The following is a 24,344-nucleotide window of genomic DNA, read 5'->3' as shown; positions in this document are numbered from 1 at the left end:
CCGGTACGTGGAATCGAACTTAGCCAACTCGAACGTCCTCCATCACTTCGGCTTCCCAGCGATAGCCATCTCTGATTCTCGCCGCAACCAGATCACGCGTGTTAATTGTCCTGAAGGCCGCGTTGAAGGACGGGGAGTAGATGCCGTCGCGCTCCAGATCGAGCGTCGTGAGGTACTCGAAGCCAGCGGCCGAGCCGTCGTTGAGGACGCGGTGGCTGACGCCGGTGACGAGCCACAGGCCGCGCTCGTAGGGCTTGATGCGGTCGCCCGCGACCTCGATGACGTCTCCCGGCTTGACCCCGGGGCTGCAGACGACGATGGCCTTGGCCGTGACCCACGCGCGGGCCTTCTTGCTGTTGGCGGACGCGCGCGAGACGGCCTGACCGGTGCCTGTCACGACGCTGTTGGTGTCGATCTTGGTGAGGCTCGGCAGTCCCGAGGGGGTCTGGTCGACGGCTGCACCGACAACCGTGCCGGTTCGCCGGTCGAGCCCGTAAACGCTCTGTGCCCCAGCGCTGCCCGTGGCGCGCGGGACCATGCTGCCCGCCTTGGTGCTCCACGAGATGATCCCGTCGGGAGTGCCGGGTCCGCCGCCCTTGTTGAACGAGCGGATGTCGAGGGTGCGTACGCCGGTGAGCAGGGTGTCGGGGTCGATGAAGCGCAGCGTGGAGCCATCCACCCAGAGGCGGTAGCCAGACTCGTCCGCCATCTGCTGTAGGAGGGCCATGTCGCTGTTGCCTGCCTGCGCGATGAAGGGCAGGATCTCGCCGTCGCGCTGCACCATGGTGCGGAACTTGTGGGCCCGGGCGACCTCGCGCACGACACCGGAGCGGGTCATGTTCTTCCACGAGCGCGTGCGCTGTTCGTTCAGTGGCAGGCTGGTGCCGATGAGGGTGTACCGGGTGTTCTGGTTCGACACGTCGGAGGCGCGGGTGTCGTCGACCTCGCCGTAGTGGTGCACGTAGCCGTACCAGCGGTCCATGGTGGCTCCCACGCGCAGGTCGACGACGACGGGGGTCCACTCGGGGAAGGCGATCCGCGCCGAGCCGGTGCGAAGGTCGAGGACGTTGACCGAGTGCTTCCCGAACGCGGCGTGCGTCTCGTAGCGGACGACCGGGGAGGTCGACCGGACACCGTTGAAGTAGACGGATACGGAGCGCTCAGTAGTCACTGGGGAGCCTCAGCAGGGTGCCTGCGGGCACGTCGGACCAGTCGAGGATCTCGGGGTTGGCGTCGGCGATCTTCCACCACAGTGCGCCATCGCCGTAGAGGCGCTCGGCGATGAGGTCGAGGCGGTCACCGTCCTCCAAGTAGATCGAGGTGTAGTTGAAGACGCGAGTGCTGGGGCGACGAGGCATGACCGTGAGGACCGATCCGCGCTCGGGCGAATCCGTCAGCGACACAGTGGAGTCGGCGTACCGGGAGAGAGGTCCGATCATCAGGCGATCCACGCAGTCTTCATGCTGGAGCGCTGCAGCATCTGGTCGTTGTGCCGCTGCCGCGCGTAGTCGGCGGTGTCGAAGGCGCTGGCCGCGTTGAACACGTTGTTGATCGTCTTGGTCGCCTTCTGGGTGGGCGAGTCCTCCGAGCGCGGGAGCACGGTCAGGCTCAGGTTGACGGCAGCGCGGACCGGGGTCATCTTCTGCGTGAAGTGGGTGAAGGTGACGTTGACCCCCCCGATCATCCCGTAGAACTGCATGAGGGGACCGAACGAGACCCACACGGGGGTCGCCTGAAGGACGCCGGTCGGGGACAGCGTGGCGATGGAGAGCGGGTCGCCCGTCGCGCCCCCGCCGCCCGATGCGTCGGAGGTGTAGTACAGCCCGAGCATGGCGTAGAGCGTCTTGATGTCGGCGAGCACACCCTGCGCGGAAGCGGGCTTGTCCTTGTTGTAGATCCACGTCTCGTAGGTGCGGTCGAAGAGCAGGGAGAAGTCCACCGACTGGCCGGTGCTGGCCATGAACGAGGCCCAGTCGACGTCCTTGCCGTTGGTGTCGACACCGAGGGCGGACATGTCAGTCTGCAGGCTCGCGGAGTGCGAGAAGGACGTGGGGTTGTACTGGAAGTTGAGCAGGTAGCGCTTCCCGAGGCTGCTCGGCTTGTCCGTGATGATGTAGCCGCGCTTCAACTTCTCACGGCTCGACTGGATGAACTTGCCGGTGGAGTCGACGGCCCCGCGCGATCCCGTGCGGGAGTCGAACGGAGGGTTGCTGATGAACCCCGTGGTGGCCGTGCTCTTCGCGCCCGACGACGTCTTCGAGGTGACGTACGTCCAGCCCCCGCCGCCGCTGCCGACGCCGGGCTTCTGGTTGCCGCCTCCGTTGAGGAATACGGACATCAGTTGCCTCCCATGATGGTGCTGACCTCGTCGTGGTTGTTGACGATGCTCAGGAACTGCTTCGCGAGGTCGGTTGCCGCGCTGTCGGTGAACTGGTGGGCCGTCTGGATCGTGAGGTTGTCGATCCGGATGCCTCCGCCCTTGCCGCCCTTCGAGCCGAAGAGGTCGGTGGGGCGGTTGGAGGAGAGCGCCTTGCGCATCTCGTCGGCGGTGACGGGGTCGAGGATCATCTCGCCCTTGTGGACCCGAGCGACCTGATCGACGTCGATGTTCGTGGAGCCCACGTCGTACGACTTCTGCTGTCCCCCAAGGTACTTCTTGTAGTCGCCGCGCTTGTAGGTGCTCCAGTCGTGCCAGTCGCTGCCGCCCTTGGACATGTCGTAGGCGACCTTGGCGTTCGTCAGCGGGTCGAAGAGCGCGTCGTTGTTCGCGAGGTGGAACTTCGACCGGCGCTCGGGGCCCATGCCACCGAGCATGTTGATCTGGAAGAGGCCGTAGGAGTTGTCGCCGGTGGCCTTGTTGGTGTTGTGCGCGTGGGCGTTGCCACCGGACTCGGCCATCATGATGGCGTAGGCCATGCCGAGGGAGGTGCCCTTGAAGCCCGCCCGGGCGAGGACGTCCCGGAACTGGCCGGAGGCAGCCGTGGCAGGGCTGGAGGGCGCGTCTGCTGCGCCACTGTCGCCCTCTCCGCTGGAGCCGGACCGCATGGAGCCGACTAGCGACCCGAGCGCCCCAGAGACGATCTGGCCCTCGCCGACGCCCCACGGGCTGGCGGTCATCGACCGGGCCGAGCCGAGGCCGTCGGCACCCTTGCCTGCGGAGCCCACAGAGGAGCCACTGCCTGCGTCGGCCGACACCGGTGCGGGGTTGTCTGCGCCCTTCAGGTAGGAGGAGGGGTCGACGGCGTTGCCCGTGCCACCACCACCCTTGCGGACCTCGAAGTGGAGGTGGGGGCCGGTCGAGTTGCCGCTGGAGCCGGACTTGCCGATGACGTCGCCAGCCTTGATCGTCTGGCCGACCCGCACGTTCAACTGCGAGAGGTGGCCGTAGATCTCGATGGTGCCGTCGCCGATGTCGATCCGGACGTGGTTGCCGAAGCCGGTGTTGGACCAGCCTGCGACGACGACCTTGCCGGAGCGGTTGGCGCGCACGGGGGTGCCCGAGGGCACGCCGAAGTCGATGCCGTAGTGAGCCTTGCCGCTCTTCTTGTAGCGGCCGAAGGGTGCCGTGATGGGAGCGTTGCCGACGGGCTTGACGGCCTGCCCGCCCTTCTCGCCGCCGGTGCCGAACATGCCGTAGCGCTCGCCTGCGGAGCCGCCGCTGGAGGGGTCCTGCGTGTCCGGTGCGCCGCCGTAGAGGCCGAAGGTGAGGTTGCTGGCGAAGGTGTCGCGCCACGACATGTAGGTGGCCATGCCGTCGCCCCAGCCGTGGCTCATGGCGTTCTGCTTGCGCCGGTCGCGCTCGTCGCCTTGGAAGGCCGTCGTGGCGGCGTCGATACCGAGCCCGAGCAGGGGCACGCCCTTCATGAACTTCCCGGCCTTGCCAGCCACGCTGGCGACGCCGCTCGCGCCCTTGGCCACGGCACCCGCGCCGGAGGAGGCAGCGTTGATCGCGGTGCCCTTGACGCCGTTCTTGGCGAGGGAGGAGGCCATCTTGCCGCCGAAGTAGCCGCCCGCCATGGAGCCGCCGATGTGGGTGGCGGAGCCGAGCAGGCCCGAGGAGCCTGCCCAGCCGTGCCCGTATCCGGCCATCGCGCCGAGGGGGCCGTCGGTGACCTTCTCCAGTGCCTCTTGGAACGCGCCGATGGCGTCCACGGCGTTGTTGAGTCCGGTCGAGAAGCCGCCAGCCATGTTGTCGTCGATGTTGCGCTGGCGGGCAGCCTTCTCCTTCGTCTTGTTCAGGTCGGTCTCGGAGAACCCGTACTGCTTCAAGGCGTCCCAGTTGCCGCTGTCGATGGCGCTGCGGTAGGCCTCCTTGGTCATGCCGTGCATCTGGGCCTGCATCGTGCCCTGCAGGCGGTCTTGGAAGAGCGCCGCCGCGTTGGGGTCGACCTTGGCGATCTGGTTGGTGGCGAGCCGCGCGCCGCCCTGCGCACCCCAGAGCGAGTCGTAGTCCTTCTGGGACCACGACTTGTTGCTCTTGATGAACTTGTCGACCATCTGGTCGGCGACGGCCATGCCGGTCTTCCCGCGCGTGTTGATGCCACGGCCGAGGAGGTAGTTCGTCGTCGCGATCTGCTGGGGGGCAGCAATACGCGCCCCGGCGTCGGCACCGCTGACGGTGGGGTCCATCATCGAGTAGTTCTTGGCCTGCGACATCTGGCTGTTCCATTGCCGCGAGCCGTAGGTGAAGCCGCTGGCGCGCAGGTTGGCCACTCCGGCGAATGCGTCCTGATCTGAGGTCGCCGTCCAGTTGTCGTGCACGACGCCGGTACGCAGGCGCTGCCAGTCCCCACCGATGACGGAGCGGGTCATGAGTTGCGCGGAGGTGTTGCTCGCGACGAAGGACTGGGTGCGGTCGAGCCCGGCCTGCACCGTGGCAGCACCCCACGCGCCACCGAGCGCGGCACCGTAGCGGGGCCAGTTGACGGCACCGCCGTTGCTCTTGCCGCCGGTCTGCGTGGGCGCACCGTACTGCTGCGTCATGGTGGGGATGTTCTGCTGGTACGGCATCCCCAAGAAGGAGTGCGGCGTGCCCGACGCCGCACCGTTGGAGGCCCCCGCACCGAGCATGCGGACGCCGCCGATGGAGGAGCCTCCACCGTTCTGCTTGCCGCCGTTGAGCGTCGTGCCGGAGCCCATCCCGGCCGTCGGGGCAGACATCTTCGCGAGCCGGTCGGACGCCTTGTCCAACCAGCCCGAGACCTTGTCCACGCTCTTGGACATGTGATCGACGGCCGACTGCAGCCGGTTCGTTCCGAGCAGCGGGGTGATGCTGCTGGGGCTGGGCTCAGTCGGCCGTCGGATCAGGCCTTCGATGTCACTCATTTACCGGTGTTCTTTCGCGTCGATGATGGCGGCGGTTTGGTAGCGGAATCGCTTGCGCCAGAAGCGCCTTTCGCGGACCGACAACCGGCGTGCATCGTCGAGTTTCCAAGCCGGGTTGTGCGTGATGATCGCTACATATTCGGAGTAGGCGAGGCCTCCGTCACAGTCCCGGAAACAGGTCCCCTGCCGTGAGCGGGAAGGGGACCTCCTTCTGGCAGACGTCGTGCGTGAAGGAGACGGCCTGAAGGTCAGGGCCGATGCGGCGCTTGGACAGTTCGGTGAGGATGGCCTTGCGGTCGGCCAGCCCGAGGGACCGGACGGCGTCGGCGGCACCGGCGACGAAGGTGACGTTGCCGCGCTCCTCGATGGTGTCGATGACGTTGGCGAGCATTGCGGTGCTGGCCTCTGCGTCCGTGGCGTCAGCCGGGAGCGTCGGGAGGTCCGCCATGCGCGGCAGGTGGCAGTGGGCCACACCTCCACGGCGCAGCGTCACGTCGAAGTTGCGGTCCTCGCTCTTGGCCAGCGTCGTCATCGGGATGTCGTCGATGGACAGGGTGAGGGCGAAGCGCTCACCGCAGTGCGGACAGGTGAGTTCGTCCCACTCCAGCGTGTCGCCGTAGGTGGCCCGACGGATCTCCAGCAGCACCTTCTCGCCGTCGCCGGTGAGGAGGAGGCCGATGTTGTCCTTCGAGGCCGGGGCGTCGCCGATGCTCACGAGACCACGCTCGATGAGCGCGTCCATGAACTTCTCGGGCTTGCCACGCTTGACGCGGTCGAGGTACTCCTCGTCCGCACCGGTGAGTTCGCGCACCTCGGCCTCGTAGACGACGTCCGCGCCCGCGCCACCCCGGGTGAAGCCACCGGGAAGCCGGAAGAATCCGGGCTCCGGGGACTCCAGCACCGGGGCGGCGGGGGCGTCGCCGGAGTGGAGGAACTTCTCGACGGCAGCGTTCGCTTCGGCGGTCTCTGTCAGGATGTCAGTCACGGGTAATGCTCCTCATGTGAATCAGATGGTGGGATCTACTTGACGATCTTGTCAGACGCGAGCCTCGGAATTGGCACCCAAGTCCTTCGCCACAGCGTGGTCGAAGCCCTCGTGGGCCAGCGTGATCTGGTTGACCATGATCGCGTTCGCGCCAGCGTCGAGGTCGGACCACGCGACGGCCGTCGGCCATGCGTTGTAGACCTTGAACTGGGCCTTGACGGGCACCTTGCCGCGCGTGACCGGGTGGTCCTTGACGTTGATCGTCAGCGTGGCGCGGAAGTCCGTGAGACCCGCCGAGCGCGTGCCGGTGCCCTGCTGCACGGTGAACAACTGCTTCACCCACTGCAGGACCGGCTGCGGCCCGACGATGACGCCGCGCGAGAGCGAGATCGGCGCGAAGTCCGTCTGCCCGGGCATCTTCTGCGTGGTGGTGTTCATGCCACCCTCGCGGTAGGGGATGACCTCGGTCGTCTGGGACAGGCCCGAGACGTTCATGAAGCCCATCTTCAGGAAGCCCGCCGGGAAGCCCGGGTGCGCGATGTTCACGTCGAACTTGAAGTTCCTCAGCGGGTCGGTGGCGATGTGTCCGATGGACGTGGTGGTTGCCATGTGATGTCTACCTCTCAGACCGTCTGCGTGGTCGTGCCAGTGGCGGTCTGGCCGATGTTGAAGATGATGAACTCCGCCGGGGTCTGGAGGGCCAGACCGATCTGGATGTTCACGGCACCCGACGCGATGGTCGCGGGGGTGTTGTTGGTGTCGTCGCACACGACGAAGAACGCGTTGTCCTCCGTCTCGCCCGCGAGCATCCCGGACGCCCACTGGGTGCGCAGGTACTGCTCGCAGATGTCCTGCACCTGCTGGCGGAGGTCGTCGTCGTTGTTCTCGAAGATGGCGAAGCGGGTGATCTCCGTCAGGCCGTTCTTCAGGGCGATGAGCGTGCGCCGGATGTTGACGTAGCGGTCCGGCATGCCGTTGGACAGCGTCCGCGCGCCGAAGATGCAGGTGCCCGCACCCGGGATCGGCTTGATGATGTTCAGGCCGATGGGGGCCAGCGTGTCCTGCTGAGCGCTGGTGTAGCGGAACTGCGGACCGATGACGCCGTTGAGCGTCGTGTCGATGCCAGCGGCGACCTTCTGCACGCCCCGCGAGGCGTCCGTGCGGGCGTACTGGCCGAGGACGAAGCCACCCGGGGGCAGCAAGCGCGGGGAGCCCGCGACAGCGCCGATGGGGTCGACGGCCTGCAGCCACGGACCGTAGACGGCAGCCGTGCTCGTGGGCGTGAAGCCCTGCACGAGCGTCGACTGGGCCGTCTGGTTGAGCGCGGCGGTGTCGGTCGCGCTGCCCTTGACGCCGTCCACGACGAGGAAGACGTTGTTCTGCGTCGCGGCCCACGTGGTGAGGGCGTTGATCGTCGTCGCGTCGTTCACCCCCGGGAGGTTGATGTCGAAGATGCCGCTGATGTTGGCGATCTTCTGCGTGGCCGCGACGAGGTCCGGGGTGCCGGTGCCGTCGGTGCCGCCGACGAGGCTGACAGCCGCGACGAGCGCGGGGTTGTACGTCGGGAGGAACGCACCGGCCGGGAGGTTGGCCGAGACGGTGACGAGCGAGGACGCGCCGTTGATGATCGAGAGCAGGTTGCGCGGGGCGACCGGGTCGAGGGTGACGTCGTTGTAGACCTCGGTCATGCCGGTCTTGGTGTTGGTCACCGTGACGCTGACCGAGTTCGCGGCCGAGCCCGCCGTGACGTCGACCGTGATCGAGTTGCCGTAGAGGCCCGGGGCCTTCGCGGAGACCGTCAGGGTCTGGGTGGGGGCACCCTCGGTGTCGGCGAACGTCTTCGTCGCGACAGCAGCGTTCGCGTTCGTCGCGCGGATGATGTAGGCCGCGCCGCCGCCGTTGTTGAAGTACTCGAAGACCGAGAACGGGAGCAGGTCACCGCCGACGCCGAAGCCGCCGTAGAGGAGGTTGAACTCCGCCCACGAGGAGACGACGGTGGGGTCGACCGGGCCACCGGCGGCGTTGAGGCCGACGAAGACAGCCGAGGGACGGCCGGAGGTTGCGTCGATCTTGGGGAGCGGCGTGAGCGACTCGTTGATCGTGATTCCGGGCCTCTTGGGGAAAGGCATGGGGTCTCCTTTGGTAAGGGCTTGTTGCGTTGGGTTCGGTTGTGCTTACCGGCCCGTGGTCGTGAGGACGACCTCGGTGATCTCGTTCTCCGGCGCGATGACCGGCGGGATCTCGGTGGGGATGCGGACGACGTAGTGGGCCATGAAGACGCGCTTCCCGTCGTTGTCCATGGCGCTAGAGAACTCGGGCCCGCCGTCGAGGAACAGGCTGCGGACCGAGGAGTCCTCGTCGACCGTCAGGTAGCCGAAGCGCGCGGGCAGGAAGTCCTGCTGCGCCAGCGTGTTCACGATCTGCATGCGGTGCTCGATGCGCCGCGACATGACCGTGATCTGGTAGATGAGGTCCATGGGGACCGGGAACTCCACCTTGGGCGCGACCGCCGGGTCCAACCGAGCACTGTCCCCGGAAGGGTTTCCCTCCGGGTAGTAGGTCACTGCGGCGGATCCACGGTGCTCGCGGTCGCTGGCGCGCTCCATCTGCTGGGCGGAGAGGAGGACGCAGGGGTAGGTCAACTGCGCCAGTTCCATCTCAGGCGTGAGGAAGCGGGCGGTCACGGCACGACCGGAGGTGCCACTGTTGGCGTCCTCGACGGTGATGCTTGCGAACTTCCGCTTCAGCGCAGCATCTTCGTTCCGGAGCCACATCAGAGGCTCCCCGCCATACCGGTACGGCGGCACCGCGCGGCGTCGGTTACGACACTCGCGCGCACATGCTGGAAATCAGACACGACGCCTCGCTTGACCGGTATGGGAAGTTGTGATAACTGCTGTTCCCAAGGATACGGATCAGGCGGGTTCGGAAGATAACCCCGGAATCAGGCCGAGAAGCGCTCGAACTGCTTGTCTCCGACGAGTTCGTCCGGGCGTACTTGGTCGGCGTCGATGGTGAAGACGAGGTCGCGGCGCTGGATCTGGCCGAGCACGTCGACCTTGATGACCTTGAAGACCTTGCCGTCGTAGACGAGCCGGTCGAGCAGGTAGCGCTGGGATTCGACGTCCGTGCGGGTGAGCCCCACCTTGTCGAGCGAGTCGACGCTGAGGGTGACGTGGAGCCCGTCGTTGTAGTAGAGCCCGCCGTCCTGCTGCTCGCGACCGCCCTGCGTGTGGAGCACGTGCAGGCACGGGAGGTCGATGGGCCCGACGTAGACCTTGCCGCCACCGGTGCCCTCGTCGTAGACGTCGTCCATCTGCGAGTCCTCGCGAGAGAAGCGGTAGTAGTCGACGAAGTCGCCGTTCACCGTCTGCCAGCCGCGCAGCGCGCCGTTGATCTGGTTCGTCTCGAAGTCGATGCTGAAGCGACCGCGCCGGAAGTCCAGCCGGTTGGGCACCGAGGTGGTGTTCGTCGGGATGTAGGGCTGCGCGCCCCACTCGTTGGCGGGCACGGTTAGAAGAACCCTCCGCCGTTGATGCTGGACGGGATGTCGCTCTCGTCCGCGTTGCGGTTGTCGACCGGCGGCAGGATCCGGCGAGCGGGCGTGTTGTCGTCGTACTCACGCGACTCCCACACGGGCACAAGGCGACCCGTCTGTCGCGAGGTGCGACGCAGGTTCAGGGTCTCGACGCGGTGGAGGCCGACGTTCAACTGGGCGCAGAGGTCGTTGTACCTCTCCTCCAGCACGAGGATCTGGTTGCGCATCTGCGCGTAGCGCTGGGAGCGCGGGACGGACGTGCCGTCGGGCGTGTGCACATCGACGTCGAGGGACGCGTCGGTGGACAGGTCCCACATGGCCTCGATGGTGGCCAGCATGGCGACGAGCGGGACCTCTGCCTCGGGCAGGTCCTCGATCTCCATCTGGCGCTCGACGTACTTGACGAAGCCGCTCTGGTCGCGCACGCGCTCGCGCACGCTGCGGGAGTTGCTGTGGCGCACGAAGGCCTCGTGCACGTACTCCTCGATCTCGGAGTCGACGAACATGCCAGCGCTCTGACCCGAGACGATGAGGGTGTCGTTCTCGGGGAGCGGCCGGAGGTCGGCCCGCAGGACGTTGAGGGTGCCATCGACGGAGTCGACGGTGAAGTCGGTGCCCTCGACGAGAGGAGTCGTCACTCCCGCGCGAAGGTGAAGCACGGTCGCAGAGGTCACGCGGGTCTCGATGAGGTCCCAGCGTCCGTTGTCTGCGCCGAGGCCGACGAAGGTCGCCGTGAACGGCTGACCGAAGTCACCCAGTCCACGACGAACCTTCGCCACTGCCTCAGTAAGGATGCTCACGCAGCGCCCTGCACGAGGTCGCCGATGTTGATCGTGAACGTGTCGCCAGCCTTGGGCGTGAACGGCGTCGCCACCGGCCACACACGACGGATGGTGCCGGTCGTGCCCGCGAGGACGGTCACCAGCACGACATGAAGCACCGTCTGGGTGGCGTCAGCCGTGAAGGTGAACGTCGCGCTGTTGACGTTGCTCGACACGATGGGGTCACCCACGTTGGGAGCGGTCGGGACTGTCCACGTGACAGCGACGCGCGCGTAGCCAGCGCCGACGTACTCCTGCATCGTCGCCATGGTGTCGGTGTTGCCGATGTCGGCGACGAGCAGTCCGAGGTAGGTGGTAGCACCGCGCTTGGTGATCGTGTCGATCACCTCGGCGAGGGTGCTGTCAGGGGACAGAGCCACAGGTCACTCCTTCAGGGTGCCTAGGAGGGACGATCAGTGCCAGACGAAGCCGAGTTCGTCGAGGTAGTCGTAGACGTGCTGCTCGACCTTGTACTTCTGGCCGGGCTCGAACGTGTAGTTGGTGCCGTGACCGATGGTCGTGTTCTCCAGCAGGGTGTTGACGCGGAGTTCGGTCTTCTTGACCTTGACCTCCACGTCGTCGACCACGACGGAGTTGGGGCCGGAGACGTCGATGACGCCCTCCTTGACCTCCTTGGCCTCGGCGGTGATCGTCGCCATGCGCTGCGCGGCAGCCTTCTGCTCGGCGGCATGCGTCGCGGCGAGTTCGGCCTTCTTGCGACCCGTCAGGTCCTGCGGGTTGATGTTGGTGACCATGTGGTTCTCCTATGTCGTGTCACGAGATGTGCATTTCAAGGCTAGGTGAGGAACCGGTTCGAATGTGAACGCCAGAAGCCCCCAACCAAGCGGTTGGGGGCTTCCGGTTGACGCGAGGGCCTTTGATCAGGCGGTCTCGGCCTTCAGGACCGACTGGTCCGTGATGAGGCCGAGGCCCCAGATGGCGTACCACGCGAGGGCGTGCTCACGACCGAAGTCGAGGATACCGCCGTCGCGGAGTTCCACCGGCAGCGAGATCGCGTGGCCGAAGGCGTTGTCGCCGAGGAAGATCGACTGGTAGACCGGCAGACCGGCGGTACCGGCGACCTGCTTGATCTGGGTCGTCTCGATGAAGACGACGTCGTTGAGACGGCCGATCTCACCGAGCATGAAGTTGCCGGGGGCGGCGTACTTCGTGACCTCGATGAACTCCGGGTCGTCACGCAACTGACGCGACTGGTGCGGGTGGATGAAGCAGACGTACGTCTCGCCCAAGCGCGGGGTGTTCTTCGTCGCGAGGGTCTCGACGGCGTCCTTGACCGTGGCCGTGGTGAACTTGTGGTTCGCCGTGAGCGCCGCGCGGTTGGCGGCAGCCGTGCCGTGGTCGTACGGGCTGTTGGCACCGAACGTCAGGCCGGACTTGTCGTAGCCGTAGATCGTGCTGGAGGCCGTGAGGAGGGTGTCACGGGCCGACACGTCGAGGTAGGTGGCCATGTTGCGGCCGAGCAGGCGGGACGCCGACGCCATGATGTCGTCGAACGACGCGTTGAGCAGGAGTTCCGAGACGGCGACGGCGTAGCCGTGCTCCGCGACGGTGATGCTGAACTGCGTGGCGGAGAGCGCGTTCGTCTCCATGCGGACACCCTCGACCAACTGGCTGGCCTGACCGAGGTTGTTGTAGCGCATGAAGTTGATCGTCAGACCGGGCTGAACGCCGAGTTCGGTCTTCTTGACCGCGAACTGCTCGAACCGGAGGATCGGCATCGCCTGAAACAGGATCTCCTTGGACCAGATGGTCTGGATCGCCTGCGACAACTGCGAGTTCGCGCCGGAGTAGTTGGTCGGGCTGGCCGAGAGGGCGCTGGATCCCGTGATTGCATTCGCCATGGGGTTCTCTTTCGGGTTATGCGGACGGGCCTAGTGCCCCGCGTCGGTGGTGGGTTGAAACTTCTGGGTGCCTCAGCCGAAGAGGCCTCGGTGTGCCGACTCGCGCGCCGTGCCCAACTGGGGGCGCAACTTCGCGTACTCGGCGAGGGACATGTTCTGGATGTCAGCGGCGGACAGGGTCCGCGTGCCGCCGACCTGCTCCATCGGTCCGTTGCCAGCGGCGAATCCCGTGGGGGAGACGCCACGCGGGGCGGGAACGGCGGGGACCTGCTGGACGGCCTGCTGCATGTTGGCGACGAGCGCCTCGGTGGTGGCCTGCATCTGCGCGAGGCTCGCGTCGATCTCCTCGGCCGAGTTGCCGGTCACGAGACCGGCGAGTTCGGGGGCGATGGAACCGGCGTCGAGGGCTGCCTTGACCTTGCTCTGGGCGTAGTCGCGGAGCGAGTTGAAGGCGGACTCCTTCTCGCGAAGGGCCTTCTCCTCGTCACGCTCGCGCTGAAGGTCGGCCATCTTGGCCTCGAACTCCGCGCGCGTCTGCGCGACGAGGTCCTTGGCGGTCGACTCCTCGAACGTCTTGCGGGCCTGCTCCTCTGCGTCCTTGCGAGCCTGCTCAGCAGCGGCGGCGATCTCGGCCTGCTTGGAAGCAGTGAGGTCGGCGACCTGCGTCTTCAGGCCCTCGATGGTCGGGTACAACTTGTCCTTCTCCTCCTTGCGCACCGACGCGAGAAGCGCGGCGACAGCGGGGGACTTCAGGAAGGCCTCCTCGTCGAAACCCTGCGGCTGGGCCGGGGGCGTCGCGGGGACGTTGACCGTGATCGAGTCAGCGGGGATCTGGGGGGCGGCGGGGTCGATCTCCATGGTCGCGGTACCGAAGTTGGCTCGGTGAAGGGCGATCAGGTTCTCGATTGCACCGGGGGCCCGAAGGTCCATCGCTGCGAGGCGGGCGAGGTTCTTGCTCATGTCACATCTCCTGTGTTCAGCCGGTTCTACGAATGTGTCTCAGGTGGCGTACCGAAAGTTTCAACGTCTTTATGCTTGCACCATCCGAACCGACTTTTGTAATCTGGTCAGTTCGATCCGGTTGGCATCTTGCGCATGCCAGCGCGCGTGCCGTAGGCCTGCGTCACGATCTCGGCCAGAGCCTGCTGCTGACCCTCGGCCGTGACGGCCTCCATGGAGTTCAGCGGGTTGGGCGCGGCAGCCATCGGACCGGGGGCAGGCGCACCCTCCGAGCCACTGTCTCCGGTCGGAGCAGGAGCGGGGGGTAGGGGCTCCATCGAGCCGTCCGCGCCCGGGACCATGCCGGTGGCGGCGGTGATCGCCGAGGCGAACTGGGCCTTCAGGAGAGCGAGAGCGCCTTCGTACTTGGCGTCCGCGACCATCTCCTCGAAGATCTCCTGCTGCTTCTCGTCGGGGAAGGCGTTGCCGAGTTCGCGGATCGCGCCGCGCTTCGACTCCAGACCCATGGCCATCTTCATCTGCATCTCCTGCAACTTCAGGAGAGCGTCGACCGGCAGGGGCGGGGCCCACTCGATGTTGTGCTCGAAGACGAGGGGGTCGCGCGGGTCGATGGCCTCGGGCTGACCCTCTTGGATGATGCCGTCCGTCTGCGGGTCGTAGTAGAGCGTGTTGGGCTCCATGAGGAAGAGCGTCTCCAGCGCGAGCCGGTTGATCTTCTTCAGCAGCGCGCCGTAGGTCAACTTCTTGTGGTTCCAGCGCTGCATCATGGGCTGGAACATGATTGCGAGGGCGACTCCAGCGGTGTTGGAAATCGGCTGCATCTGCCCCAGCGCGCTCTCCGGCACGCCGGTCATCTCGTGCATGGCCCGCTTCAGGGTCTCCAAGAAGCCCATCGAGCCAGCGAGGTCACCCATGCCTTCGAGGTTGTGCACCTCGGCGTCCTTGGGCAGCCCGCCCCAGACCTTGTTCGCGCCCTTCTCCAGCGACCCGGGCTTCGCGCCCTTGATGATCGTGACCGGAGCGGCGTGGTAGTTGATGATGTCGGAGATGTCCGACGCCTTCTCGTTGAACTCGCGGTTGAGCCCGATGATGTCGCCGATGTCCGACAGGCCCCACGGCGAGCCGGAGACGCGGAAGTTCGGGGTGAAGGCGATGGGGATCTGGCCCAGCGGGTTCGGGCGCGAGTCGATCAACTCGTCGTTGAGGTACTCCTCGATGGCCTCGTCGGTCATCACCTCGGTGTAGGTGAACACCTGCCGCGTGCCGTCGGCCGTCGTGCTCCAGAAGCGGTACTTCAACTTGAAGCGCACGAGCCGGTTGCGGTCGTGGGGGTGGAACTCGGGGAAGCAGTGCTGGGGGTTCAGCGGAAGGATGCAGACACGCCCGGGATGAACCTGCCCGGCCGGGTCGGTCCACGCCTCCTCGTAGGCGACCTTGACGAAGACGTCGCCGGAGACCGAGCCGCCCTGCCCGATCTCCATGAGGGTGGCCATCTTGTCGTTGTCCGTCTCCCAGATGCGCTTGTAGAGCGAGGGGACGATGTGCTGGTACATCTTCGAGGTCGTGAACTCGACGCCGCGAGCGAAGCAGAAGTTGGTCGTGTAGTCGGAGAACGCACGGACGTAGTTGAACGTCAGGTTGTTGTCACCGGCGGGCTTCGCGACGGAGTAGTGGTGGCCGAGGTACCACGCCCAGTTGGTGGCGTAGCGGTTGAGGCGAGGCCCGTGGACCTCGAACTCCTCGTCCGCCAGTTCGACGAGACCGAGCGGCGAGATGGAGACGGCGAGGTCGGCCCCTGACGCCCTCGCTGAGGGGGCCGCGAACGAGATAGCCGACATCCGTACTCCGTCTCTGACAAGCGGTTGGGTGCGTCCGGTTGACGCTCTTCGAGTCTACTTTTGGCCCGAGTTCGTCTGTTAGCGCAGCGGGCGCACCGAGGAGGGCTCCATCTCGCGGGCGTCCCTCTTCGCGGCGTACGGGGTGGGGTAGCCGTCCATGCGGCGGACGGTCTCGCCGCTGGGGAGCACCTCGTGGATGGCGTACATGCGTTGGCCCTTGGTGAGCGGCCCTGCCTCGCTGGAGATGACGAAGCAGTCGTTGATGACCTTCCGGGACAGGAAGACCCCCGAACCTGAGTGCAGGTCGGGGGCCTCCTTGGGCGCGGTGAGCGCTACCCGGCGACGGTCGTGGAAGTCGACCATCGCAGCGGCTCAGTCGGTGACGACAGCCGGGCTGCGACGGGCGTAGTGACCACCGGAGCGGACGTCCTGCTCGAAGCGCTGGGCGGCGACCTCGGTGTTGGTGCCGTGGGCGAACGCGCCGAGGTACTGCGGGGACTCGACCCACGCAGCGGAGCCGACGTGGGCCCGCTCGGCCATGGTCTCCTCGGGGAACTTCTCGAAGACGTTGGCGTTGTGGTTCGGACGGCCCGGGGCGGTCAGGTAGCCCTGCATCGCACCCTTGGTGAACTCGTTGGGGACGTCGGTGTCGGTGCCGATGCCCTCCTCGAAGCGGAGGGGGCCACGGTTGCCCGGGATGGCGGGGGCGATCTTCGCCTCGTAGGCGGTGCCGACTCGCTCGGGGTACCCCGGGGTGGGCGCAAGGTTACTCGACATGGGGTGTCCTTTGCTGGAACGACTGGAAGAGGTGTCTTTCATATGGTATGGAAGGCGTTCCGAGGACTGTTAGTCCTCGACGCTGAAGGTGCCGCGACCGAGGGCGTAGAGCACCACGCGGTCCAGCGGGCCGTCCTTCTCGCGGCCGAGCGCGACGTGCCAGAGGCGCAGGGCGTCGGCGGTCTCGTCGTTGTAGTCGCCGGTGACGAAGCGGCCCTTCAGGAGACCGGCCGTGGCGAGGTTGTGCTGGATGAGCGCGACGGTCTTGTCGTCGGTGGCCTTCTTGGTGGAGAGGATCTTCTCGACCCGGGCGACGGACACGACGCCGTCGTAGACGCGGCCAGCACCGAGCGAGACCTCGTCCCCCTCGGCAAACTCGTGGGTGCGGGGCACCTCGTTGAGGAAGGCTACGGCGGCGTCCTGCAGGTCGCTGGCCAGCGCGACGGAGCGCGGGGTGTCGCCCTCGACGGCGACGTGCTTCAGGGGGTACGTGCGGGTGGTCTTGGTGGCCATCGGTGCTCCTAGTTGCGGGTGATGTCGTTGATGTCGATCTCGGGTGTCGCAGCCGGGAGGCTGCAGGTGAAGCGCTCGACGACCCGGTAGTTGACCGTGACGAGCACCTCGTACACGAAGGGGTTCGGGCTCAGCGCGGTGGCGTCGGTCGCGGGGATGTTCAGGATCGCGAGTCCATCCTGACCGATGGCGGCTGTCCACTTCGGCTTGATGATGTTCGCCTTGGTGGGGAGGTGTGTGAGCACGTCGACCATGGGGCGGAACTGCACGAAGCCTCGGGCCCGGCCACCGGAGGCGGACTGGTACTCGGCGGTGACCTTGACGGTCTGGATGTCGGCGGGGATCTTCCACGGCGCGAGCCCGCTGTTGTCAAAGGTGACGACGCCCTTCTGGGACGTCCAGCCGATGTTGTTCCACTCGTCAGCCACGGTCGGCCTCCCTTATTCCTAGAAACCCTTCTAGGGTATTGGTTTGGCTGATCCGCTTGTCACCCACGGAGCCACGAAGCGCTGGAGACCTCGACCGTCGGCATCGTCAGGTCGGTCGTCAGGCTGCACGCGATGGCGAGGCTGTCGGCGTAGTCGTCGTGCGCGTCGCGCTCGTTCGGGGCAGCACCGAGGACGTGTGGGCCCTCGAAGTGCTTCTCCAGATCGGCCATCTGCTGGATGAACCGCTGGTAGGCCTTCAGCCGTCGCGTCTTGGCGTGCGCGGGCCAGCCGATCTTGCCCCGGTCGATCAACTCCGACAGGTGCTTCCAGCGCTTGGACTGCTCCGGCCGGGAGGAGGAGACGTCCACGACCTCGGTGTGGGGCATGAGGATCCGCAGGCGTTGGGCCACGACGTCGCCCACTCCCCCGCTGTCGATGCCGACGGCCATGACGCGGTAGTTGGAGAGGAACTCGACGATGCGGAAGTACTGCTCCTCCCAGTTCATGCCGCCGAGGTCGAGCCACGAGAGGACCCGGTGCTCGTAGTAGCCGAACTGGTCGGGATGATCCCAGTCGACCCACACCACGGTGACGATGGTGGAGTCGATCTTGCGCGCTGGGTCGATGCCGACGATGACCGGCGAGTTGCTGTAGGCCGGGACGATCTCCATGCTCTTGTCGCCCAGTTCCTCCAGCCGCTCCGAGGTGACGAACATCCCTCGGTCGAGCAGCCACATGAGGCGGTAGGCCAACTTGAACTCGTCGGAGTCCTCGCCGATGCGGAGCATCTCCTTCAGCACGAACTTCTTGTAGTTCTCGCTGGTCTTCGCGACGGCCTTCCAGTCGGCGTCGAAGTGGTTCTGGCGGGCCCCGCGACGGGTGGCCTGCCGCTTGTTCATCTGGATCGTCTTGTAGAAGACGCCCTTGGTGTAGGTGGGGGTGCCGGTGAAGATCATCGTCGCGTTGGTCGAGGCACCCATCGGGCCGATGGACTTGTTGACCATGACCTCGTCCGCGCCCTGACACTCGTCGATGAGCATGAGGTGGTACGTGCGGCCTTCGATGGTGGCGCGCGGGTGGGCGGTCTGCTTGCGGACGAGCGAGCCGCACTTCTTCAGGTGGAACTCCTTCGACTTCGAGACGACCGTCTCGTCGATGTCGGGGTCCGCGAGGATGTCCATGGCGCGCTCGCTCTGGAGGTTGCGCGTGATGCGGGTGAAGAGGGTGTCGGCCTGATCGTCGACCGGCGCGAAGGCACCAACCCAGACGCCCTCGGAGAAGCGGCCGAGCAGGTCGGGGAAGATCTTCGCGAGGCGCGGGAACATGATCATGACGGCGGCGATGACGTTGGCCACCGTCTCCGACTTGCCGCTCTGGCGGGCGAAGAGGGCCGTGAGGGTCGCGCCGTCGTTGATGATCAGCGACTCCAAGATCCGCCGGGCGAAGGGGATCTGGTAGGGGCGCAGGGGGTGGCCGGAGAGTTCGTCGACCACGAGCATCATCTTGTCGATGAGCATCTCCACGGTCTCCATGGAGATGGAGTTGACGGCGTCTTCGAGCATCTCCCGGGCAGCACGCTCGGCCTCGGTCTCGTCGCCAAACTCGTCTTGCTCATCAACCAGATCGGACATGCCGGTTTACACCCATTCCCACGAAGAAGTTCTGCATCGTCTCCAAGGGTAGGGAAAAGGCCCCCGGCTCTTGTAGAACCGGAGGCCTTGTGGTAGATCCGCGCGTCACCTCACTTGGCGGCGGCGGTCTTCCTGATGTCCCTGTTGCTGCGCAACTGGTACATGCGCTGGCGGGTGAAGCCGAACTCGCGGGCCACCTCGGCCTGCGACTTGTCCGTGTCCCGGATGATGGCCTCGACGACCGCGTCACGCTGCTCGGTGTTCGAGACCCCGAAGTCCCACGCGTCGAACTCGTCGCAGAAGACCCCGTACTTGGAGACGCGGCTGACGCCGACCTGCCGCGCGCACCCGGCGCAGCGGACCTCGTAGAGGAACCCCTCAGGCGTCGTCGACATCTGCGGTCTCCTCCGTCAGGGTGGCCCCGACGCTCTTCGCGATGCGAGCCGGGAGCAGGATGCCGCGACCCCACTGGTTGATCGAGGGGACCCACTCGCGGATGTCGAGGTAGATGACGCCGTCCACCTCCACCCGGGAGACCCGGGCCGTGAGGTCGTGGCGGCGGGGGAACTCGGCGAGGACGGTGGCCTCGTAGGGGCCGAGGGGCTCAGTGTCAGGGGTTGTCGTCATGTCAATGACAATACCACCGTCGGGATCGGTTGACAATCCTCAGCGGCGGGAGAGCAGCGTCTCGATGGAGGCAAGCAGCACGAGCGCCTGCGTGTGGGCGTCGTCCAGTGCCAGCGGCTCGGAGGTGTTGACGTACTCCCCGAGCATCCGGTTGACCTGCGAGCAGGCGTTGTCACCGTAGCGCACGACGTCGGCGTCAGCGAGGCGGGACAGCCGCTTGCGCGCCTTGCGCGAGGTCGGGTGAAGGTCGGAGGCGGTCTGCGCCTTGCCGATGATCATGCGAGTCCCCAGTCCTGTAGTGCGAACCACTCTTCGTTGATGTCGCTCGATGTTCGAGCGAGCATGGCGCGCAGGCGATCCCGGCTCTCCGGGGTCAGTTCCTGCACGGCCTCCCGCTCCTGAGCCTCAGCGTCCACCGTAGAGGAGTCGGAGTCGTCCGTCGTCGTCGGTGTCGACGTCCCACTCCCAGTCGATGCCGCTAGCACCAGCAACGTGAGTAGCCCGGCGCAGAGCAGTCGTCTCGTCGAGCGCTTCATCGGTGTGCCACCTTCCAAGGACGAGTGCCCGCCCGAAGGGGAGCCTGATGATGTGCGAGTTCGAGAAGCGGAAGGGGTCGTCGTACTCCTGCGTCAGCGCGCGGTGATGGAGTGGCGTACCCTTCCGCACGCGGATGACGTGCCAGAAGAGCCGCCCCACGTCGTGTGTCGTTGTCTGTGCCATGCCGACCACGCTAGTCAAGCCGACAACCAGAGTGATAGTTCCGGTTGTCAGTGCTGCTCGAACATCGTCTCTCGCCAGTAGGGCTTGCCGTTGAAGGTGCGGTTGATCGCGCGGCCCGGGGACTTCACCCGGCGGAAGTTCGCCCACTCGCGGGGGGTCACGTCGGAGTAGCCGTAGACCGCACCCTCGCGGAAGCGCACCCGCATCACGCCGGTGTTCTTGTCGTAGCCCGCTGCCAACGTGCGCGGGCGAGGCGGGTTGATCGACGGGGTCGGCTGGTACGGCAGGAGGTTGTAGTCGTCGCCCTCCTTGGCCTCCTGCATGGCCATGGCGAGTTCGTGGTCCATCTTCTGCTGCGCCTGCGCGCGAGCGGACACACCGATGCCGTCTGCTCCCCGACCACGGCCGGAGACGCTGGGTTGATTTGCTGCGCCGAGGACTTCGCGCTCGTACGCAGTGAGGTTGGCCTTCTGGCCCCGCATCATGTCAGCGATGCTCGGGACCGAAACGCGCCTGCGGGCCATGGTGGCCTCCTTCGGATATGCCGATCCCCGGCTCAACAGTCAGTCGAACCGGGGATCGTGAACGGGGTGGGGTCAGGCAGCCTTGCCGGACTTGCGAGGGGCCTTGGCGGGAGCCTCGTCCTTCTCGTCGGCCTCGTCGGCGTCCTTCTCCTGCTCGGCCACGGCGTCCTCGGCCGAGACCTCCTCGACCTCGCCCGGCTTCTCGCCACGCGCGACGGCCTTCTCGTCCTCACCGGCGACGATGTGGAGGTTGGCGAAGTACTGCTTGGGGTCGACGCCCTGCTTCTCCAGCGAGGAGGCCAGCGGCAACTCCTCGGCCTTGATGACGTTGCCCGGGACGCTCTCCGGAGCCGCCGGAACGCCGCCCTGCTGGACCGTCCAACCGGTGAGGTGGTCGGTGTCGCTCACGATGTCACTCTTCGTTGCCATGGGTACTCCTTGATCGGGGTCTGCTGTGCTGTCCAGCCGCGCGCCACCACCGGTGTGCCGTCCTCCTCGCGCGAAGCGAAGTGAGGGCACCCCTTGGCGTGGTACAGCCAGACACCGTCTCGGTTCTGGCACGCGTCAACGAACATCGTTTACAAGGCTAGTTGCGGACGCGGTGAGGTTGTGAGTCTCGTGCAGCGCGAGGATGGTTCCCCGGATCCGACTCATGCGCTGGTCGACAGCGGCATGGTGGTCTTGCGTCATCTGCTGGAGCGAGTTCAGATCGCCGAGCAGAGAGAGGTAGCGCGCATCGCGCTCGTCCCTCGTGAGTACTGGTGTGCCAATGCTCATCTGCCTACCCATCGAGTCGATGACTCCGTAGTCCACCAAGCGACGAAGTCCTCCAGCGCCTTACCGGTGCTGTCGGTGACCTCGATCATCTTCTTGGAGAGGGACACCATCTCCTCGGCGACTGGGATGATCTTGGCGTTCATCTCGCGGAGTCGTGCGTTCTCCTCCACCTCGCGCTTGTAGGCCTTGCCCGACACGACCACCTCGAAGGTGAAGATCAGGAAGACGAAGGCAGCGAGGGGCCCGAGAACCCGTGGATCAACATCTACGCCCAGTTCGGAGGCGCTCTGCGAGAGCATGGTCAACACGGGTGTGTAGGCCTCCGAACTGGGCGTAGGAACTGTCCCCCTAAGGGTACGGCCAGCGGTGTGTCAAGTTGTACGGTCGAGCGGCTTGCCTCAGACTGCGAGACCGGCCTTGCGCAGTTGCCCCCGCAACTTGCGCTGACTGGTCACCGAGCCCGTGAGCGAGCCGGTGATGATGATGCGCGAGTGCGGAGGGAGGAACTGGATGTGGTTGCTCTTGGTCATACGGACGGACTGCTTGCCCCACGTCTTCGTGGCGGCGCGCATCATCTTCGCGGTGTCCTTGTCTGCGCCCAGATTGCTTGCCATGGTGTCCTACACCTTTCCTCGACCAGACAGTTTCCCTGCCTTCAAGCGCCGTGGTCCTTGGTGGCCACTGTAGATCGGAAGCGCCTGTCGTGCCTGTCTGGTAGTAACTAGTAGAACACCTTTGAAGGTATAGCGCAAGTAAAGCGACTGATCCGCTTGACGTTCTTGTCAGTCGCTTATCGGGTAGACCTCGATATCGTCCTGCGGAGGAAGCGAGCCTTCCATCTCCTCGGCGAACTGCTCCTGAGCAGCGGAAACGGCCACTGCCTCGGCCTCCTCGGGGCTATCGGCATAGACCGTGACGGTGCTATTCCACTCCCAGCGGACGTCGAACTTGAACTCGGGCATTTGGTGAATCTCCTTATTCGGTAATGGGATTAGAAGACGTTGACGTTGGACCAGCCGCGAGCGAGGTGGTCGCCGACCACTGCCCCGAACATGCCGGAAGGGCTCCATACGCCGAACTGGTGGAGCATGTACTCGGACGAGCGCTCGGCCTCCAGCGCGGGCATGCCGAAGAGCGTGCGGCCCTCGAACTCCTGCGCGTAGAAGTGGTGGTAGTGGGCCATCATCCAGAGCGGAACGGGCCCGAATCGCGGCGTGTCGCCTAGGATCTGGCGCTCGATGGCTGCCTTGGTGCGGATCTCCGTGGACTGCCCACGACCCTTCTCGATGTAGCCGTGGGAGAAGTAGGTGTCGATCCCGGACAGGTTGACGACGATGCCCGGGTGGTCCTCGCCGATGGTCCAGTCGATGTGCGGGATGCCGAAGGGCTCCAGCGTCGCGAAGGCCTTCTGCACCTGCCGGGCGATGTGGGTGCTGGCGTTGTCGTTCTTCGTCGTGACGACGTCCTTGGACCCATTGCGCGTCCACTCGCCGTGGTTGGAGATGACGGAGGACGCCGAGAGGGGGATGCCGAGTTCGAGCAACTCTCGCAGCGTCCACATGCGCAGGTCGAAGTCCAACTCCAACTGCTGCGTCTGGTTCAACTCCACCGTGTGGGGCTGGTTGCCGTAGTTGTTCGCGACGCCCTCGGTCTCGTCACCGAGCCACGCGACGTGCACGCGCTCCACGGGCGTCCCGAAGGCCGTCAGGCGCTTGATCTCTTCCTTGTGACAGCGCACACCGCGCTGCCAGTTCTCGACGGCCTCGGCCGTGCCCTTCTTGCCCAACTGCGGGTCTGCGATGTTCAGGTCGTACGTGCCTCGCGGGATCGCGAGCCTCGTATGAAGCACCGGCTCGAACGGGCGGTCGAGGATCTGCATGCGCCACTGCTCGAAGACCTCGGGCCGGATGGCCTCGTCGCTGCGGCGCTTGAACGCGGCCGAGTAGGAGTAGGCGCTCAGTTGCGCCATGTCGCGGTCGCCGTCCTCGGTGCGCTTGGACTGCTCCCACTTCGACATCTTCATGTTGACGGTGTCGCCGACGATGAAGAACTTCTCGGGGTCGAGGTTGAAGTGCTCGAAGACGTGGTCCCAGTTGTCGTTGACGATGGGCTCCGGGAGGCGGACCTCGAAGGTCCCCTCCTTGCCGCCGTCCTTCAGGGAGGCACTGCCCTCGATGCGCTTCTTGCTCTGGCTCTCGATGAGCCGGTCCGGGATCGAGTTGGGCGTCAGCCGCCCGTCGGGATGAGCCACCCGAGCCCGCAGCCGTCTCACCGCCCGCTCGCTGGTCTGGTACCCGGCGTCCGCGAGGTAGCGGGCCACCTCGGGCGAGGGTTGATCGGAGTCGAGGGCTTTTCGGACACGGGCGTCGGACTCGTAGAGCCCGCGCAGTCCGGGTGTCGAGAGGGCCAAGGTGGGGCCTTTCAGATTCGGAAAGCGTTGCGTGTCAATCGGTACCCTTGTACTGATTGACTCCACAAGTGAACCACGAGAGGTCACCCATGTCACGAACGGCCCAGTTCTGGGGCGCAGGCTCCGTCGAGAAGATGTTCCCGGACGGGTCTCCGACCACTGTCTCCCCCTTCCCGCAGGCGTCCCCCTCCCGCACCCACCGCACCTTCGACCCGCGCATGGTCGACGAGGCGCTGGCCAACCCCGAGGCCCACATGGTGAAGGTCGACCCCCGCAACCTTCACGGAAGCCAGCCGGGGCTGACCCGGGCAGGTGTCGAGCACTACATGAAGAACCCCGGCACTCTCTTCGCCGACGCGCATCAGGCGGGCAACCAGCACCCCGTCGTCTTCCATGACACTGTCCGGGACCGCGAGGTCCTGCTGTCGGGTACCCACCGCGCGGCCACGTCGCTGCTGGCAGGTGAGCAGTTCGACGCCGTGCGCGTCTCTGGCACCCCCGCGACCCACCGGGAGGCTGCCGACTACCAGCGCGAGCAGATCGCAGCCCAGCGGGCCGCACGCATGGCAAGCGGGACCACTGTTCCGGTTGTCTGATATGGTTCCGGC

At 66.0% G+C, this 24,344-nt stretch carries 31 protein-coding genes; 1 reads left to right on the top strand and 30 read right to left on the bottom strand.

What is annotated here, in order from left to right:
- Window positions 1-19 precede the first annotated feature (19 nt).
- The 30 genes from H283_RS0104010 to H283_RS0103855 form a co-directional block, all read right to left on the bottom strand.
- A complete protein-coding gene (locus tag H283_RS0104010; RefSeq protein WP_020142233.1) occupies window positions 20-1,171 on the bottom strand; it encodes a phage late control D family protein in 1,152 nt (383 codons plus the stop codon).
- Window positions 1,161-1,451, bottom strand: coding sequence for a LysM peptidoglycan-binding domain-containing protein (locus tag H283_RS23970; protein ID WP_196805901.1), 291 nt, complete (start codon window positions 1,449-1,451; stop codon window positions 1,161-1,163). The genes H283_RS0104010 and H283_RS23970 overlap by 11 nt, the downstream gene beginning before the upstream one ends.
- Window positions 1,439-2,338 carry a hypothetical protein gene (locus H283_RS0104000; protein WP_020142231.1) on the bottom strand — a complete coding sequence of 300 codons (900 nt, stop codon included), beginning with the start codon at window positions 2,336-2,338 and terminating at the stop codon, window positions 1,439-1,441. The genes H283_RS23970 and H283_RS0104000 overlap by 13 nt, the downstream gene beginning before the upstream one ends.
- Window positions 2,338-5,325 (bottom strand): peptidoglycan DD-metalloendopeptidase family protein, encoded by a 2,988-nt coding sequence (locus H283_RS26475; protein WP_051103520.1) that lies wholly within the window; start codon window positions 5,323-5,325, stop codon window positions 2,338-2,340. The genes H283_RS0104000 and H283_RS26475 overlap by 1 nt, the downstream gene beginning before the upstream one ends.
- A gap of 160 nt (window positions 5,326-5,485) precedes the next feature.
- Window positions 5,486-6,310 carry a hypothetical protein gene (locus H283_RS0103990; RefSeq protein WP_020142230.1) on the bottom strand — a complete coding sequence of 275 codons (825 nt, stop codon included), beginning with the start codon at window positions 6,308-6,310 and terminating at the stop codon, window positions 5,486-5,488.
- A 51-nt stretch (window positions 6,311-6,361) separates the two neighbouring features.
- Window positions 6,362-6,919 carry a phage tail protein gene (locus H283_RS0103985; protein WP_020142229.1) on the bottom strand — a complete coding sequence of 186 codons (558 nt, stop codon included), beginning with the start codon at window positions 6,917-6,919 and terminating at the stop codon, window positions 6,362-6,364.
- 14 nt (window positions 6,920-6,933) lie between these two features.
- Window positions 6,934-8,439, bottom strand: coding sequence for a phage tail sheath C-terminal domain-containing protein (locus H283_RS0103980; RefSeq protein WP_020142228.1), 1,506 nt, complete (start codon window positions 8,437-8,439; stop codon window positions 6,934-6,936).
- A gap of 45 nt (window positions 8,440-8,484) precedes the next feature.
- Window positions 8,485-9,084, bottom strand: coding sequence for a hypothetical protein (locus H283_RS0103975; protein ID WP_156022950.1), 600 nt, complete (start codon window positions 9,082-9,084; stop codon window positions 8,485-8,487).
- 170 nt (window positions 9,085-9,254) lie between these two features.
- Window positions 9,255-9,821, bottom strand: coding sequence for a hypothetical protein (locus H283_RS26470; protein WP_020142226.1), 567 nt, complete (start codon window positions 9,819-9,821; stop codon window positions 9,255-9,257).
- A gap of 2 nt (window positions 9,822-9,823) precedes the next feature.
- On the bottom strand, window positions 9,824-10,648 hold the full coding sequence (locus tag H283_RS0103965) for a hypothetical protein (protein WP_156022949.1): 825 nt from the start codon (window positions 10,646-10,648) through the stop codon (window positions 9,824-9,826).
- Window positions 10,645-11,049, bottom strand: a complete 405-nt coding sequence (locus H283_RS0103960; protein WP_020142224.1) for a hypothetical protein — start codon at window positions 11,047-11,049, stop codon at window positions 10,645-10,647. The genes H283_RS0103965 and H283_RS0103960 overlap by 4 nt, the downstream gene beginning before the upstream one ends.
- A 33-nt stretch (window positions 11,050-11,082) precedes the next feature.
- Window positions 11,083-11,424, bottom strand: coding sequence for a hypothetical protein (locus H283_RS0103955; protein ID WP_020142223.1), 342 nt, complete (start codon window positions 11,422-11,424; stop codon window positions 11,083-11,085).
- 126 nt (window positions 11,425-11,550) lie between these two features.
- Window positions 11,551-12,531 carry a N4-gp56 family major capsid protein gene (locus H283_RS0103950; protein ID WP_020142222.1) on the bottom strand — a complete coding sequence of 327 codons (981 nt, stop codon included), beginning with the start codon at window positions 12,529-12,531 and terminating at the stop codon, window positions 11,551-11,553.
- Window positions 12,532-12,603: 72 nt separating this feature from the next.
- Window positions 12,604-13,491, bottom strand: coding sequence for a hypothetical protein (locus tag H283_RS0103945; RefSeq protein ID WP_020142221.1), 888 nt, complete (start codon window positions 13,489-13,491; stop codon window positions 12,604-12,606).
- A gap of 107 nt (window positions 13,492-13,598) precedes the next feature.
- Window positions 13,599-15,329, bottom strand: coding sequence for a phage portal protein (locus H283_RS0103940; protein WP_020142220.1), 1,731 nt, complete (start codon window positions 15,327-15,329; stop codon window positions 13,599-13,601).
- A 78-nt stretch (window positions 15,330-15,407) separates the two neighbouring features.
- On the bottom strand, window positions 15,408-15,692 hold the full coding sequence (locus H283_RS0103935; RefSeq protein WP_020142219.1) for a hypothetical protein: 285 nt from the start codon (window positions 15,690-15,692) through the stop codon (window positions 15,408-15,410).
- A 9-nt stretch (window positions 15,693-15,701) separates the two neighbouring features.
- Window positions 15,702-16,106, bottom strand: coding sequence for a hypothetical protein (locus H283_RS0103930; protein WP_020142218.1), 405 nt, complete (start codon window positions 16,104-16,106; stop codon window positions 15,702-15,704).
- 69 nt (window positions 16,107-16,175) lie between these two features.
- Window positions 16,176-16,619, bottom strand: coding sequence for a hypothetical protein (locus tag H283_RS0103925; protein WP_020142217.1), 444 nt, complete (start codon window positions 16,617-16,619; stop codon window positions 16,176-16,178).
- Between the two features lie 8 nt (window positions 16,620-16,627).
- A complete protein-coding gene (locus tag H283_RS0103920; RefSeq protein WP_020142216.1) occupies window positions 16,628-17,047 on the bottom strand; it encodes a hypothetical protein in 420 nt (139 codons plus the stop codon).
- Between the two features lie 59 nt (window positions 17,048-17,106).
- The gene (locus H283_RS0103915) at window positions 17,107-18,609 is read right to left on the bottom strand and encodes a hypothetical protein (protein ID WP_020142215.1); all 1,503 of its coding nucleotides are present in this window, start codon (window positions 18,607-18,609) and stop codon (window positions 17,107-17,109) included.
- Window positions 18,610-18,788: 179 nt separating this feature from the next.
- Complete coding sequence (locus tag H283_RS0103910; protein ID WP_020142214.1) at window positions 18,789-19,073, bottom strand: hypothetical protein; 285 nt, start codon at window positions 19,071-19,073, stop codon at window positions 18,789-18,791.
- Window positions 19,057-19,305: a hypothetical protein gene (locus tag H283_RS0103905; RefSeq protein WP_020142213.1), complete on the bottom strand. Its 249-nt coding sequence runs from the start codon at window positions 19,303-19,305 to the stop codon at window positions 19,057-19,059. Before H283_RS0103905 ends, H283_RS0103910 begins: the two co-directional genes overlap by 17 nt.
- A gap of 39 nt (window positions 19,306-19,344) precedes the next feature.
- Entirely contained in the window at window positions 19,345-19,584 is a 240-nt protein-coding gene (locus tag H283_RS0103900; protein ID WP_020142212.1) for a hypothetical protein, read from the bottom strand.
- Between the two features lie 126 nt (window positions 19,585-19,710).
- Window positions 19,711-20,025, bottom strand: a complete 315-nt coding sequence (locus H283_RS0103890; RefSeq protein ID WP_156022948.1) for a hypothetical protein — start codon at window positions 20,023-20,025, stop codon at window positions 19,711-19,713.
- Between the two features lie 47 nt (window positions 20,026-20,072).
- Complete coding sequence (locus tag H283_RS28030; RefSeq protein ID WP_196805900.1) at window positions 20,073-20,549, bottom strand: KTSC domain-containing protein; 477 nt, start codon at window positions 20,547-20,549, stop codon at window positions 20,073-20,075.
- A gap of 72 nt (window positions 20,550-20,621) precedes the next feature.
- On the bottom strand, window positions 20,622-20,978 hold the full coding sequence (locus H283_RS0103880; RefSeq protein WP_020142208.1) for a hypothetical protein: 357 nt from the start codon (window positions 20,976-20,978) through the stop codon (window positions 20,622-20,624).
- Window positions 20,979-21,322: 344 nt separating this feature from the next.
- A complete protein-coding gene (locus H283_RS0103870) occupies window positions 21,323-21,625 on the bottom strand; it encodes a hypothetical protein (RefSeq protein WP_156022947.1) in 303 nt (100 codons plus the stop codon).
- A gap of 99 nt (window positions 21,626-21,724) precedes the next feature.
- Window positions 21,725-21,940, bottom strand: a complete 216-nt coding sequence (locus tag H283_RS27530; RefSeq protein WP_156022946.1) for a hypothetical protein — start codon at window positions 21,938-21,940, stop codon at window positions 21,725-21,727.
- Window positions 21,941-22,108: 168 nt separating this feature from the next.
- On the bottom strand, window positions 22,109-22,288 hold the full coding sequence (locus tag H283_RS0103860) for a hypothetical protein (RefSeq protein WP_020142204.1): 180 nt from the start codon (window positions 22,286-22,288) through the stop codon (window positions 22,109-22,111).
- 29 nt (window positions 22,289-22,317) lie between these two features.
- Entirely contained in the window at window positions 22,318-23,736 is a 1,419-nt protein-coding gene (locus H283_RS0103855; RefSeq protein WP_231372217.1) for a hypothetical protein, read from the bottom strand.
- A gap of 89 nt (window positions 23,737-23,825) precedes the next feature.
- Between H283_RS0103855 and H283_RS0103850 the strand changes: the two genes are divergently transcribed.
- A complete protein-coding gene (locus H283_RS0103850) occupies window positions 23,826-24,332 on the top strand; it encodes a hypothetical protein (protein WP_020142202.1) in 507 nt (168 codons plus the stop codon).
- Window positions 24,333-24,344 lie beyond the last annotated feature (12 nt).

The organism is Terracoccus sp. 273MFTsu3.1 (genome assembly GCF_000383675.1).
GTDB lineage: Bacteria > Actinomycetota > Actinomycetes > Actinomycetales > Dermatophilaceae > Terrabacter.
This window is presented reverse-complemented; position numbering and strand designations above follow the sequence as displayed.

What these genes read in the sequence shown, in the direction of transcription:
- H283_RS0103925 (WP_020142217.1), bottom strand. Translation starts at nt 16,619, where the DNA reads ATGGCCACCAAGACCACCCGCACGTACCCCCTGAAGCACGTCGCCGTC.
- H283_RS0103880 (WP_020142208.1), bottom strand. Translation starts at nt 20,978, where the DNA reads ATGGCAACGAAGAGTGACATCGTGAGCGACACCGACCACCTCACCGGT.
- H283_RS0103945 (WP_020142221.1), bottom strand. Translation starts at nt 13,491, where the DNA reads ATGAGCAAGAACCTCGCCCGCCTCGCAGCGATGGACCTTCGGGCCCCC.
- H283_RS0103975 (WP_156022950.1), bottom strand. Translation starts at nt 9,084, where the DNA reads ATGTGGCTCCGGAACGAAGATGCTGCGCTGAAGCGGAAGTTCGCAAGC.
- H283_RS0103910 (WP_020142214.1), bottom strand. Translation starts at nt 19,073, where the DNA reads ATGTCGACGACGCCTGAGGGGTTCCTCTACGAGGTCCGCTGCGCCGGG.
- H283_RS0103935 (WP_020142219.1), bottom strand. Translation starts at nt 15,692, where the DNA reads ATGGTCGACTTCCACGACCGTCGCCGGGTAGCGCTCACCGCGCCCAAG.
- H283_RS0103850 (WP_020142202.1), top strand. Translation starts at nt 23,826, where the DNA reads ATGTCACGAACGGCCCAGTTCTGGGGCGCAGGCTCCGTCGAGAAGATG.
- H283_RS0103955 (WP_020142223.1), bottom strand. Translation starts at nt 11,424, where the DNA reads ATGGTCACCAACATCAACCCGCAGGACCTGACGGGTCGCAAGAAGGCC.
- H283_RS0103940 (WP_020142220.1), bottom strand. Translation starts at nt 15,329, where the DNA reads ATGTCGGCTATCTCGTTCGCGGCCCCCTCAGCGAGGGCGTCAGGGGCC.
- H283_RS0103930 (WP_020142218.1), bottom strand. Translation starts at nt 16,106, where the DNA reads ATGTCGAGTAACCTTGCGCCCACCCCGGGGTACCCCGAGCGAGTCGGC.
- H283_RS0103870 (WP_156022947.1), bottom strand. Translation starts at nt 21,625, where the DNA reads ATGCTCTCGCAGAGCGCCTCCGAACTGGGCGTAGATGTTGATCCACGG.
- H283_RS0103985 (WP_020142229.1), bottom strand. Translation starts at nt 6,919, where the DNA reads ATGGCAACCACCACGTCCATCGGACACATCGCCACCGACCCGCTGAGG.
- H283_RS28030 (WP_196805900.1), bottom strand. Translation starts at nt 20,549, where the DNA reads ATGGCCCGCAGGCGCGTTTCGGTCCCGAGCATCGCTGACATGATGCGG.
- H283_RS0103950 (WP_020142222.1), bottom strand. Translation starts at nt 12,531, where the DNA reads ATGGCGAATGCAATCACGGGATCCAGCGCCCTCTCGGCCAGCCCGACC.
- H283_RS0103980 (WP_020142228.1), bottom strand. Translation starts at nt 8,439, where the DNA reads ATGCCTTTCCCCAAGAGGCCCGGAATCACGATCAACGAGTCGCTCACG.
- H283_RS0103890 (WP_156022948.1), bottom strand. Translation starts at nt 20,025, where the DNA reads ATGGCACAGACAACGACACACGACGTGGGGCGGCTCTTCTGGCACGTC.
- H283_RS26475 (WP_051103520.1), bottom strand. Translation starts at nt 5,325, where the DNA reads ATGAGTGACATCGAAGGCCTGATCCGACGGCCGACTGAGCCCAGCCCC.
- H283_RS0103905 (WP_020142213.1), bottom strand. Translation starts at nt 19,305, where the DNA reads ATGACGACAACCCCTGACACTGAGCCCCTCGGCCCCTACGAGGCCACC.
- H283_RS0103900 (WP_020142212.1), bottom strand. Translation starts at nt 19,584, where the DNA reads ATGATCATCGGCAAGGCGCAGACCGCCTCCGACCTTCACCCGACCTCG.
- H283_RS27530 (WP_156022946.1), bottom strand. Translation starts at nt 21,940, where the DNA reads ATGGCAAGCAATCTGGGCGCAGACAAGGACACCGCGAAGATGATGCGC.
- H283_RS0104000 (WP_020142231.1), bottom strand. Translation starts at nt 2,338, where the DNA reads ATGTCCGTATTCCTCAACGGAGGCGGCAACCAGAAGCCCGGCGTCGGC.
- H283_RS0103860 (WP_020142204.1), bottom strand. Translation starts at nt 22,288, where the DNA reads ATGCCCGAGTTCAAGTTCGACGTCCGCTGGGAGTGGAATAGCACCGTC.
- H283_RS0103915 (WP_020142215.1), bottom strand. Translation starts at nt 18,609, where the DNA reads ATGCTCGAAGACGCCGTCAACTCCATCTCCATGGAGACCGTGGAGATG.